Genomic DNA, 11,298 nt, shown 5'->3' with positions numbered 1-11,298 from the left:
GGATAAGTCCGGCGTGGCCTGAAGGGGCGGCGCGGGAAAACAGAATTTGCCTGGCGGCTGTAGCGCGGTGGTCCCACCTGACCCCATGCCGAACTCAGAAGTGAAACGCCGTAGCGCCGATGGTAGTGTGGGGTCTCCCCATGCGAGAGTAGGGAACTGCCAGGCATCAAATTGGGTACTTACCTGAAAAGGTAACACCGGTTATCAGCGAGACCCCGCTGGTAATGCAGTATTCGGTGGTGCGGTAGTTCAGTCGGTTAGAATACCGGCCTGTCACGCCGGGGGTCGCGGGTTCGAGTCCCGTCCGCACCGCCACCCTTATTTAGGGGCGTAGTTCAATTGGTAGAGCACCGGTCTCCAAAACCGGGTGTTGGGGGTTCGAGTCCCTCCGCCCCTGCCAGAAAATAATCCTTTGCTTCGGCAAAGGATTTTTTTTGCCTGTAATATATTGCCGGCTCAAAAACCGAGCGGCAAATCCCTTCCACTCAGTTTCTTTTCCCGTCTCTCTTCCCTGATCTTTTTTAACAATCACGCCTCACTAACGCGGCAGTACCGGAAATTTAAGCAGCTGACGAATATGCGTCTGCTGATCGCTGTTTTGCAGCCAGACAGCGTATAAAGGCCGAACTGCAACGGGCGTATCCGGGATAACCATCAAATCGCTATACAGGCTGTGCCAGAAATCGGGTAAAAACGCACAGGCGCCGGTGGTATGCAGCAATTCTCGCGTGACATGCGCTGATGTGGTGGTTAAAACCGGCACATCATCGCCGCCGGAAAGGTAACTCTCATGCTGATGGAAATCGGCGCCCCATTCGAGCTTGATATAGTCATATTTTTCACGCTTGTCTGTTTTACGTGCCCGAAACAGAGCAAGAGAGATATGACCTATCTGCTGACTTGTCAGCTCATCCATTTTGGGCGCTTCGGTAGTAATCAACAGATCCAACTGGCGCTCGTGTAACTGCTTCACCAGCAAATGACGCTGTGCGACACGCGCTTCAAGGTGCAGACTTTCCCGATTCTCGTAAAGCGTCTGTAACCAGGGCGTCAGATAGGCTTCCCATAGAGACGCGCTGGCCCCAATAGAGAGTTCATGATGCTGCTGCGTGTGTGAAACTTCTTTCTTTGCCATCAGCCAGGTACTCATCAAACTTTCTGCATAAGGCAGTAAGCGCTCGCCTGCTGAAGTCAGGCGTATGTTGTTGCGATGACGAGTAAAAAGGTTAACACCCAGCTGGTTTTCCAACTGACGGATGCGAAAACTGACGGCAGATTGAGTGAGGTAAAGAGCTTCTGCAGCGCGCCCGAAATGGCGAGTTCTGCTCACTTCCAGGAAAGTTTTCAGTAATTCCGTATCCACAGCTTTCTCCCAAAAAATGTTTGTCGTAATGATTTAAATGTTTTGTTTTACACTCTGTCAAGCCTATCTAATACTCCGCGCCATAAATAGCACGGCCATAAGAGAATTAGGAGCGTGTAAGATGGCGGATAGTTTCGCAACTGCAAATCGTTTCTTTGATAACAAACATTACCCTCGTGGGTTTTCGCGTCACGGTGATTTCACCATTAAGGAAGCTCAACTTCTGGAACGACACGGTTATGCCTTTAATGAATTAGATCTGGCAAAGCGTGAACCGATCACAGAAGAGGAACGCCTGTTTATTGAAGTATGTCGTGGTGTTCGTGAGCCGCAAACGGAAGCTGAGCGTGTATGGTCGAAGTATATGACTCGCATCAAGCGTCCCAAGCGCTTCCATACGTTATCTGGCGGCAAACCGCAGATGGATACCGTTGAAGACTACAGTGACAGCGAGGATTAAAATAAATGGGGCTTTGGCCCCGTTTTTATTCCAGGCTTTTATGCAGATAAATCATCAGACGGTCAATGCTTCGGTAACTCACCGCTTCCTGTAGATGTTCACGCCGTATGCGTTCTTCACCAGCCAGATCGGCAATGGTTCTCGCCACCTTTAATATGCGCTGCCAGGCGCGCACCGAAAGCCCCAGCGTATTCAGTATCGTCTCCAGCCACGTTGCGTCATCAGGCAGGATTTCACACCACTGCTGAATATCCGGGTTGCTGAGATGCGCATTGATCTTTCCTGCGCGCTCCAGCTGCCTTGCACGCGCCAGCAACACGCGCGCCCGTACTTCATGTGACGTTTCACTGGCATGCCGTTGCTGGCTCAGAATACCGCCGGACAGAAGCGGTACTTCAAGCGATAAATCGAAACGATCAAGAAACGGGCCGGAAAGGCGGCTCAGGTAGCGTAAAACCTGTTGAGGCGAGCAGCGATTGTGGTTGCCCTGGTAATGACCGGTTGGGCTGGGGTTCATGGCGGCTACCAGTTGGAAACGCGCCGGATAGTTCACTTTTGCCCGAGCGCGTGAGATGGTAATTTCTCCCGACTCGATCGGTTCGCGCAGCGAGTCCAGCACTTTACGTTCGAATTCCGGCAGCTCATCCAGGAACAGCACGCCATTATGCGCCAGAGAGATCTCACCCGGTCTGGGCAGCGATCCGCCGCCGATCAGCGCATAAAGTGATGCGCTGTGATGTGGGGCGCGAAACGGCCTCTTACGCCACTGCTTATGCAGCATGCCGCGATCCACAAGGCTGGCGATAGCAGCGCACTCCAGCGCCTCGTTATCGCTCAGCGGCGGCATGATGCCCGGCAGGCGTGTTGCCAGCATCGTCTTACCGGTGCCGGGCGGACCGATTAGCAGCAGGTTATGCCCGCCCGCTGCGGTAATCTCCAGCGCACGCCGTCCCTGCTCCTGTCCGATGATATCGCTGAGATCTTCCTGAATTTCCTGCTGCTCTCCCCGTTCGCAGAGCGCTACCGACAGCGTCGCTTTATTATGCAGAAAGGCGCAGATCTCCAGCAGATGAGTGCCGACCAGCGATTCGCCCTGCTGAATTAAGCCAACATCCTGCTGGTTATCTGCTGAGAGCACCAGCTGTCTTCCTGCCTGCCATGCCGCCATGGCCGCCGGGATGGCGCCCTGTACGCCACAGAGCGCGCCATTAAGCGCTAATTCGCCCAGGAACTCATGTTGCGGCAGTTTATTGGCTGGAAGCTGCTCTGAGGCTGCGAGAATCGCAATAGCGATGGGCAGATCGTAGCGGCCGCCTTCCTTGGGCAAGTCTGCAGGCGCAAGGTTGATGGTGATGCGTTTAGCGGGAAAGCTGAAGCCGCTGTTGATAATCGCGCTGCGAACCCGCTCGCGCGCCTCTTTGACAGTGGTTTCCGGCAACCCCACCAGCGTAAGCGCTGGAAGGCCGTTGCTCAGATGCGCCTCTACCGTGACCAACGGCGCTTCCACACCCAGCGCCGCACGGGTTAATACTTTTGACAATGACATAACCGCTCCTTGTTATGTTCATCATTTCGCAGACTGCGGTTCAGCGCGACGTCTGAAATGCAGCGGTGCGCACCGTGTCGTATAAATTTTTTCGCTTTGCGATGCGTTGCCGTCGTTATGCGGCCCTTTCTCCATTTTGCTGAAATATTCATTACGGATCGAAAGTTATGAATATTTATCACAAACATGAATAACCTTTTAATAACAAGCTGATAAAAAGCAGCATCATGATGGGTCATAAAAAAATATGATGAAAAAACTTGTTAGCTGTCCCCTGACTATGGTAACTCTGTAGGCATTACTTCGAACTAACGAAAAAAAGAACTGCAAATGAAAGCCCTTCTACAAGTGATTAGCCTAGTCGTGATTAGCGTGGTGGTGATTATTAACCCACCGTGCGGGGCTACGCTTGGAGAAAGAAAGGCTTAAAAATCAAGCCTGGAATTCGAAAAACCCCCGCACCGAAAGGTCCGGGGGTTTTTTTTCGACCAGTTGAAATATCAGCAAATAACCGAGGAACAAACAATGAACAGTAGCATAAAATTCTGTTGTTTCGGTCGGGAGACAGGAGAATAACCATGACAGGTGCACAGTGGGTAGTTCAGGCTTTACGCGCGCAGGGTGTAGAAACCGTATTTGGTTATCCCGGCGGCGCCATCATGCCGGTTTACGATGCGTTGTATGACGGCGGCGTGGAACACCTACTGTGTCGGCATGAGCAGGGCGCGGCGATGGCGGCCATCGGTTATGCCCGCGCAACCGGGAAAACCGGCGTCTGCATCGCCACTTCCGGTCCCGGCGCCACCAACCTGATTACCGGTCTGGCTGATGCGCTGATGGATTCCGTGCCGGTGGTCGCCATCACTGGTCAGGTTGCTGCTCCGCTGATTGGCACCGATGCTTTTCAGGAGATCGATGTGCTGGGCCTCTCGCTCGCCTGTACCAAACACAGCTTCCTCGTGGAATCGTTGGAAGATTTGCCCTCGGTTATGGCGGAAGCCTTTGCTATTGCTCAATCGGGACGTCCCGGTCCGGTGCTGGTCGATATTCCAAAAGATATCCAGATCGCCAAAGGTGACCTGACTCCCCACCTGCTGCCGGTGGAAGAGACGCTGGCGCACCCGCATCAACAAATTCTCGACGCGCGCGCCATGATGACGCAGGCGCAAAAACCCATTCTCTACATTGGCGGCGGCGTGGGTATGGCGCAGGCGGTGCCTGAACTGCGCGCGCTGGCGGAAGAGAGCGGCATCCCGATGGTCACGACGTTAAAAGGGTTAGGCAGCGCCGATCCGCGTAGCGAGGTTTATCTGGGTATGCTGGGGATGCATGGCACCAAAGCCGCTAACCTGGCGGTACAGGCCTGCGATCTGCTGATTGCGGTAGGCGCGCGTTTTGACGACCGCGTTACCGGCAAGCTGGATACCTTTGCGCCGCACGCCAGCGTTATCCATCTTGATATCGATCCCGCCGAGTTGAACAAACTGCGTCGCGCTCATGTTTCCCTGCAGGGCGATTTCAAACATCTGCTGCCGGCGTTGAGCCAGCCGTTGCAGATAGAAGCCTGGCGCGACGAGGTAAAAGCATTAAAAGCGGAACACGCCTGGCGTTACGATCATCCCGGCGAGGCAATCTACGCGCCGCTGCTGCTGAAACAGCTGTCAGATCGCAAGCCGGAAAATGCTGTTATCACCACCGACGTGGGTCAACATCAGATGTGGTCAGCGCAGCATATGAGCTTCAGCGCGCCGGAAAACTTCATCACCTCCAGCGGCCTTGGCACCATGGGATTCGGCTTGCCTGCTGCGGTAGGCGCACAGGTTGCACGCCCGCAGGATACAGTGATCTGTGTCTCTGGCGACGGCTCTATCATGATGAACATCCAGGAGTTAGGCACCATCAAGCGCAAAAAGCTGCCGGTAAAAATCCTGCTGCTGGATAACCAGCGCCTGGGGATGGTGCGTCAGTGGCAGCAGCTGTTTTTTGAGGGGCGCTACAGCGAAACCAACCTCTCTGATAATCCCGACTTCCTCACGCTGGCCAGCGCGTTTGATATTCCTGGCCAACGTATTACCCGAAAAGATCAGGTCGACGCCGCCCTTGATGCTCTGCTGAACAGCGAAGGTTCTTACTTCCTGCATGTGGCGATTGATGAGCATGAAAACGTCTGGCCACTGGTACCGCCGGGTGCCAGCAACGCACACATGATGGAGAAAACCGTATGAACCAGCATCATTTATCTATCGAAGCGCGCTTACGTCCTGAAATCCTGGAGCGCATTTTGCGCGTGGTTCGCCATCGCGGCTTTCAGGTTTGCGCCATGAATATGGCTTCCGGCGTCAACGCAGAAAATATAAATATTGAAATGACCGTTGCCAGCCAGCGTTCTGTCGATTTACTGTCAACACAGTTAAGCAAGCTGATGGACGTTGCCTGCGTCCAGATTCAACAACAGACAACACAACAAATCCGTGCATAGTCGCGAGAGGGAATAAGAATGAGCACCAAGAAAGCAGACTTTATTTGGTTCAATGGCGAGATGGTTAAGTGGGAAGAGGCAAAGGTGAGCGTGATGTCCCACGCGCTGCACTACGGTACTTCCGTGTTTGAAGGCGTGCGCTGCTACGACTCACACAAAGGTCCGGTTGTCTTCCGCCATCGCGAACATATGCAACGTCTGCACGACTCCGCCAAAATCTACCGTTTCCCGATCAAGCCAAGCGTTGACGAGCTGATGGAAGCCTGCCGCGAAGTAATCCGCGTCAATAATCTGAAAAGCGCCTATATCCGTCCACTGGCCTTTGTCGGCGACGTGGGACTGGGCGTAAACCCGCCGGACGGCTTCAGCACCGACGTAATCATCGCCGCGTTCCCGTGGGGCGCGTATCTGGGCGCTGAAGCACTGGAGCAGGGTATTGACGCGATGGTTTCCTCCTGGAACCGCGTTGCGCCAAACACCATCCCGACCGCAGCGAAAGCGGGCGGCAACTACCTTTCCTCACTGCTGGTGGGCAGCGAAGCGCGCCGCCATGGCTATCAGGAAGGCATCGCGCTCGACACCAATGGTTATATCTCCGAAGGCGCGGGCGAAAACCTGTTTGAAGTGAAAGACGGCATTCTGTTCACCCCACCGTTCACCTCTTCTGCGCTGCCGGGCATTACCCGTGACGCCATCATCAAGCTGGCGAAAGATATGGGCATCGAAGTGCGTGAGCAGGTGTTGTCGCGCGAATCCCTGTACCTGGCGGATGAAGTCTTTATGTCGGGTACCGCAGCGGAAATTACGCCGGTACGCAGCGTTGACGGCATCCAGGTAGGCGAAGGCAAATGCGGCCCGGTGACCAAACGTATTCAGCAGGCCTTCTTTGGTCTGTTCAGCGGTGAAACTGAAGATAAATGGGGCTGGTTAGATCCGGTTAACCCATAACAAAATGATTCGCGGACGCATCAGCGTCCGCGTACTTATCCAGACTGGAGTAAATAGAGCATGCCAAAGTACCGTTCCGCCACTACCACCCATGGCCGTAATATGGCGGGTGCCCGTGCCCTGTGGCGCGCGACAGGAATGACCGATGACGATTTCGGCAAGCCGATTATCGCCGTGGTCAACTCATTCACCCAATTCGTGCCGGGCCATGTGCATCTGCGCGATCTCGGTAAGCTGGTGGCGGAGGAGATTGAAGCCGCTGGCGGCGTCGCGAAGGAGTTCAACACCATTGCGGTAGATGACGGTATAGCCATGGGACATGGCGGCATGCTGTATTCACTGCCGTCGCGCGAGCTGATCGCCGACTCCGTCGAGTATATGGTCAACGCGCACTGCGCCGACGCCATGGTCTGCATCTCTAACTGCGACAAAATCACCCCCGGCATGCTGATGGCCGCGCTGCGCCTGAACATCCCGGTGATTTTCGTTTCCGGCGGACCGATGGAAGCAGGGAAAACCAAGCTTTCCGATAAAATCATCAAGCTGGATCTGGTAGACGCGATGATTCAGGGTGCCAACCCGAACGTCAGCGACGCCGAGAGCGAGCAGATCGAACGCTCCGCCTGTCCGACCTGTGGTTCCTGCTCCGGCATGTTCACCGCCAACTCGATGAACTGTCTGACCGAAGCGCTGGGCCTGTCGCAGCCGGGCAACGGCTCGCTGCTGGCGACCCATGCGGATCGCAAAGAGCTGTTCGTTAATGCCGGTAAGCGCATTGTCGGCCTGGCGAAACGCTGGTACGAGCAGGACGATGCTGCCGTGCTGCCGCGCAACATCGCCAATAAAGCGGCGTTCGAGAATGCGATGACGCTTGATATCGCCATGGGCGGTTCAACCAACACCGTGCTGCATCTGCTGGCGGCCGCGCTGGAAGGGGAGATTGAATTCAATATCTCCGATATCGATCGTCTGTCGCGTAAAGTGCCGCACCTGTGCAAAGTCGCGCCGAGCACGCCGAAATACCATATGGAAGATGTTCACCGCGCTGGCGGCGTGCTGGGTATTCTCGGCGAGCTGGATCGCGCTGGCCTGCTGGATAACAGCGTGCGCAACGTGTTGGGCTTGAGCCTGCGCGAAACCCTCGATCAATACGACATCATGCTGACGCAGGATGAGGCGGTGAAGAAGATGTTCCGCGCCGGTCCGGCAGGCATCCGCACCACCCAGGCGTTCTCGCAGGATTGTCGCTGGGATACGCTGGATGACGATCGTCAGCAAGGCTGCATCCGCTCACGCGAACACGCGTTCTCGCAGGATGGCGGTCTGGCCGTGCTTTACGGCAACATGGCGGAAGATGGCTGTATCGTGAAAACCGCGGGCGTGGATAAAGAAATTCTGACCTTCCGCGGCCCGGCGAAAGTGTATGAAAGCCAGGATGACGCGGTTGAAGCGATCCTCGGCGGCAAAGTGGTCGCAGGCGACGTGGTAGTGATTCGCTACGAAGGGCCGAAAGGCGGGCCGGGCATGCAGGAAATGCTCTATCCCACCACCTATCTGAAATCAATGGGTCTGGGCAAGAGCTGTGCGCTGATCACCGACGGTCGCTTTTCCGGCGGCACTTCAGGTCTCTCTATCGGTCACGCTTCGCCGGAAGCGGCCAGCGGCGGCACCATTGCGCTGGTGAAAGATGGCGACATGATTGAGATCGATATCCCGAACCGCGGCATCAAGCTGGCCGTTGCGGATAACGAACTGCATGCGCGTCGTGAAATGGAAGAGGCGCGCGGCGCGGCAGCCTACACACCGCATTCCCGTCAGCGCGAAGTCTCTTTCGCTCTGCGCGCTTACGCGTCGCTCGCTACCAGTGCCGATAAAGGCGCGGTGCGCGACAAGAGCAAGCTGGGAGGCTAACCGATGGCTGAGCCTCAACCGCTTCCCGCCGCACCTTGCGGCGCGGAATATCTGCGCGCAGTGCTGCGTTCGCCAGTCTACGAAGTAGCCCAGGTGACGCCGCTGCAAAAAATGGAAAAAATATCATCGCGTCTTGGCAATACCATTTTGGTTAAGCGTGAAGATCGCCAGCCGGTGCACAGCTTCAAGCTACGCGGCGCCTACGCAATGATTGCCGGGCTGAACGAAGAGCAGAAAGCGCGCGGCGTGGTCACGGCTTCGGCCGGCAACCATGCGCAGGGCGTGGCGCTCTCCGCCAGCAAGCTGGGCATTAAATCACTGATTGTGATGCCGGTAGCAACGGCAGATATCAAGGTCGATGCGGTGCGCGCATTTGGCGGTGAGGCTTACCTGTTTGGCGCCAACTTTGACGAGGCGAAAGCCAAAGCGATCGAGCTGTCTGAACAGCGGGGCTATACCTTTGTTCCGCCCTTTGACCATCCGGCGGTGATTGCCGGTCAGGGAACGCTGGCGATGGAACTGCTGCAACAGGACGCGCATATCGATCGCGTGTTCGTGCCGGTTGGCGGCGGCGGGCTGGCGGCGGGCGTGGCGGTGCTGATTAAACAGCTGATGCCGCAGATCAAAGTGATCGCCGTGGAAGCGGAGGATTCCGCCTGCCTGAAGGCGGCGCTCGACGCGGGCCATCCGGTGGACTTGCCGCGCGTCGGGCTGTTTGCCGAAGGCGTGGCGGTGAAGCGCATCGGCAGTGAAACCTTCCGTCTCTGCCAGGCGTACCTCGATGATATCGTCACCGTAGACAGCGACGCGATTTGCGCCGCGATGAAAGACTTGTTCGAAGACGTACGCGCGGTGGCTGAACCTTCAGGCGCGCTGGCGCTGGCGGGCATGAAGAAGTATATCCAGCAGCACGACATCAAAGGCGAGCGTCTGGCGCACATTCTTTCCGGCGCCAACGTCAACTTTCATGGTCTGCGTTACGTTTCCGAGCGCTGCGAGCTGGGCGAGCAGCGTGAGGCGCTGCTGGCGGTCACCATTCCTGAACAGCAGGGCAGCTTCCTGAAGTTTTGCCAGACGCTGGGAGGACGCGCGGTAACCGAGTTCAACTACCGTTATGCCGACGCCGATAACGCCTGTATCTTTGTTGGCGTGCGCTTAACGCGCGGGCTGGAGGAGCGCAGCGAAATCATTGAGCAGCTCAGCGCCGGAGGCTACAACGTGGTGGATCTCTCCGACGATGAGATGGCGAAGCTGCATGTGCGTTACATGGTCGGCGGACGCCCGTCGAAGCCGCTGCATGAACGTCTTTTCAGTTTTGAGTTTCCGGAAGCGCCGGGCGCGCTGCTAAGGTTCCTGCAAACCCTCGGCACGCACTGGAACATCTCGCTGTTTCACTATCGCAGCCACGGTACCGATTATGGCCGCGTGCTGGCGGCTTTCGAATTGGGCGAGAGCGAGCCACGCTTCGAAGAGCATCTGACCGCGCTGGGTTACGACTTTCATGACGAAACGCGCAACCCGGCGTTTCGCTTCTTCCTCGCCGGCAATTAATTAAAGCAGGTTCCAGAAAGCATTCATAAGCGGCTCCCCGAGCCGCTTTTTTTGTACGCAAACGCCCAGCTCCAGCGGCGTCACCGACTCCACATGCTCCAGAATCAGCACGCGATTGCGCACCGGCTCCGGGCTGTTCTCCAGCACCACACCTGGCAGCAGGGCGACGCCACAGCCGAGCGCCACCATCGACACAATCGCCTCATGACCGGAAACCGTGGCGTAAATCAGCGGGTTAGGGAGACGATGGTGGCGAAACCACAGATCGATACGACGACGCACCGGACCTTGATCCGGCAGGATAAACGGCACCGCTGACCAGTCTGGCAACTCCTGCGTCGCCTGGGCGCGCACCGGGCAGGGCAGAGAAGGCGCGATCAGCACCAGTGGAATAAGGTCGAGCGGCGTAAAGTCGATGCTGGCGGGCAGCGTTTCCGGACGTCCGGCAATGGCCAGATCGGCATCGCCCGACTGCACTTTCGCTACCGCGTCCGCCGCATCGCCGGTGGTGAGCTTGATCTCAACCTGCGGATGTTCGGCGCGGAAGCGGTCGAGAATCGGCGGCAAATGGCTGTAGGCGGCTGTCACCGAGCAGTAGAGGCGCAGCTCGCCGCTGAGCGACGGGCCGTTGAGATCCATGGTATGGCGTAGCTGCTGGTATTGCAAAAGCGTCTGCTGGGCAAACTGGCGCAGCCTCTCGCCCGCCTCGGTCAGGGTTACGGTGCGGTTATCGCGCAGAAACAGCGCATGGCCGACATCTTCCTCAAGTCGCTGGATCTGGCGCGAAAGCGTTGACGGGCTGACATGCATGGCGCGCGCGGTACGGCCAAAGTGGCAGCTGTCGGCCAGATGCAGGAAGAGTTTCAAATCGCGTAAATCCATGTGCGGAATGCCTCAGTTTTGTATTGCAACTATTGCAATGCGACGTTGTTAATATATCAATTTAAGCAACAGATTTCCTGTCATATGATGGGTTCATTGGCGGCGCTGGTGACCCGGCGCTGAACAGGAATAACAGCAAACACAACATCCGAACGGAG

Annotated in this window: 10 protein-coding genes, 2 tRNA genes and 1 rRNA gene; 10 read left to right on the top strand and 3 right to left on the bottom strand. The window is 56.5% G+C overall.

Translation table 11 applies throughout. The features are described 5' to 3' along the window. Positions 1 to 49: 49 nt before the first annotated feature. From rrf to ABU178_RS17745, 3 genes are all read left to right on the top strand, one after another. Positions 50 to 165: ribosomal RNA gene (gene rrf, locus ABU178_RS17755) — 5S ribosomal RNA — on the top strand. A 73-nt stretch (positions 166 to 238) separates the two neighbouring features. Then, a tRNA-Asp gene (locus ABU178_RS17750) sits at positions 239 to 315 on the top strand. Between the two features lie 9 nt (positions 316 to 324). Next, positions 325 to 400 (top strand) — tRNA-Trp (locus ABU178_RS17745). A 138-nt stretch (positions 401 to 538) separates the two neighbouring features. Here ABU178_RS17745 and hdfR read toward each other — a convergent pair. Continuing rightward, positions 539 to 1,363 carry an HTH-type transcriptional regulator HdfR gene (gene hdfR, locus ABU178_RS17740; RefSeq protein WP_397217360.1) on the bottom strand — a complete coding sequence of 275 codons (825 nt, stop codon included), beginning with the start codon at positions 1,361 to 1,363 and terminating at the stop codon, positions 539 to 541. A 121-nt stretch (positions 1,364 to 1,484) separates the two neighbouring features. On the opposite strand from hdfR, the gene ABU178_RS17735 reads away from it, so the two are divergent. Continuing rightward, complete coding sequence (locus tag ABU178_RS17735) at positions 1,485 to 1,823, top strand: DUF413 domain-containing protein (protein ID WP_397217358.1); 339 nt, start codon at positions 1,485 to 1,487, stop codon at positions 1,821 to 1,823. A gap of 25 nt (positions 1,824 to 1,848) precedes the next feature. On the opposite strand, the gene ABU178_RS17730 is transcribed toward ABU178_RS17735, so the two are convergent. Continuing rightward, positions 1,849 to 3,369, bottom strand: coding sequence for a YifB family Mg chelatase-like AAA ATPase (locus ABU178_RS17730; RefSeq protein ID WP_397217356.1), 1,521 nt, complete (start codon positions 3,367 to 3,369; stop codon positions 1,849 to 1,851). A 330-nt stretch (positions 3,370 to 3,699) separates the two neighbouring features. Here ABU178_RS17730 and ilvL point away from each other — a divergent pair, with 330 nt between their 5' ends. The 6 genes from ilvL (at position 3,700) to ilvA (ending at position 10,258) form a co-directional block, all read left to right on the top strand. Further along, positions 3,700 to 3,798 carry an ilv operon leader peptide gene (ilvL, locus tag ABU178_RS17725; RefSeq protein ID WP_071813600.1) on the top strand — a complete coding sequence of 33 codons (99 nt, stop codon included), beginning with the start codon at positions 3,700 to 3,702 and terminating at the stop codon, positions 3,796 to 3,798. A 149-nt stretch (positions 3,799 to 3,947) separates the two neighbouring features. Further along, complete coding sequence (gene ilvG, locus ABU178_RS17720) at positions 3,948 to 5,594, top strand: acetolactate synthase 2 catalytic subunit (RefSeq protein WP_397217354.1); 1,647 nt, start codon at positions 3,948 to 3,950, stop codon at positions 5,592 to 5,594. After that, a complete protein-coding gene (gene ilvM, locus ABU178_RS17715) occupies positions 5,591 to 5,848 on the top strand; it encodes an acetolactate synthase 2 small subunit (RefSeq protein WP_397217352.1) in 258 nt (85 codons plus the stop codon). The genes ilvG and ilvM overlap by 4 nt, the downstream gene beginning before the upstream one ends. Before the next feature lie 18 nt (positions 5,849 to 5,866). Next, positions 5,867 to 6,796: a branched-chain-amino-acid transaminase gene (gene ilvE, locus ABU178_RS17710; RefSeq protein WP_397217350.1), complete on the top strand. Its 930-nt coding sequence runs from the start codon at positions 5,867 to 5,869 to the stop codon at positions 6,794 to 6,796. 60 nt (positions 6,797 to 6,856) lie between these two features. After that, a complete protein-coding gene (gene ilvD, locus ABU178_RS17705) occupies positions 6,857 to 8,707 on the top strand; it encodes a dihydroxy-acid dehydratase (RefSeq protein WP_397217348.1) in 1,851 nt (616 codons plus the stop codon). Positions 8,708 to 8,710: 3 nt separating this feature from the next. Then, positions 8,711 to 10,258, top strand: coding sequence for a threonine ammonia-lyase, biosynthetic (gene ilvA, locus ABU178_RS17700; protein ID WP_397217347.1), 1,548 nt, complete (start codon positions 8,711 to 8,713; stop codon positions 10,256 to 10,258). Here ilvA and ilvY read toward each other — a convergent pair whose 3' ends face one another. Further along, the gene (ilvY, locus tag ABU178_RS17695) at positions 10,259 to 11,140 is read right to left on the bottom strand and encodes an HTH-type transcriptional activator IlvY (RefSeq protein ID WP_397217345.1); all 882 of its coding nucleotides are present in this window, start codon (positions 11,138 to 11,140) and stop codon (positions 10,259 to 10,261) included. It abuts the gene before it with no gap. Between the last annotated feature and the right edge of the window lie 158 nt (positions 11,141 to 11,298).

Origin of the sequence: Pantoea osteomyelitidis (assembly GCF_044342975.1) — a bacterium.
GTDB lineage: Bacteria > Pseudomonadota > Gammaproteobacteria > Enterobacterales > Enterobacteriaceae > Pantoea > Pantoea osteomyelitidis.
This window is presented reverse-complemented; position numbering and strand designations above follow the sequence as displayed.

What these genes read in the sequence shown, in the direction of transcription:
- ABU178_RS17735 (WP_397217358.1), top strand. Translation starts at nt 1,485, where the DNA reads ATGGCGGATAGTTTCGCAACTGCAAATCGTTTCTTTGATAACAAACAT.
- ABU178_RS17730 (WP_397217356.1), bottom strand. Translation starts at nt 3,369, where the DNA reads ATGTCATTGTCAAAAGTATTAACCCGTGCGGCGCTGGGTGTGGAAGCG.
- ilvL (WP_071813600.1), top strand. Translation starts at nt 3,700, where the DNA reads ATGAAAGCCCTTCTACAAGTGATTAGCCTAGTCGTGATTAGCGTGGTG.
- ilvG (WP_397217354.1), top strand. Translation starts at nt 3,948, where the DNA reads ATGACAGGTGCACAGTGGGTAGTTCAGGCTTTACGCGCGCAGGGTGTA.
- ilvM (WP_397217352.1), top strand. Translation starts at nt 5,591, where the DNA reads ATGAACCAGCATCATTTATCTATCGAAGCGCGCTTACGTCCTGAAATC.
- ilvE (WP_397217350.1), top strand. Translation starts at nt 5,867, where the DNA reads ATGAGCACCAAGAAAGCAGACTTTATTTGGTTCAATGGCGAGATGGTT.
- ilvD (WP_397217348.1), top strand. Translation starts at nt 6,857, where the DNA reads ATGCCAAAGTACCGTTCCGCCACTACCACCCATGGCCGTAATATGGCG.
- ilvA (WP_397217347.1), top strand. Translation starts at nt 8,711, where the DNA reads ATGGCTGAGCCTCAACCGCTTCCCGCCGCACCTTGCGGCGCGGAATAT.
- ilvY (WP_397217345.1), bottom strand. Translation starts at nt 11,140, where the DNA reads ATGGATTTACGCGATTTGAAACTCTTCCTGCATCTGGCCGACAGCTGC.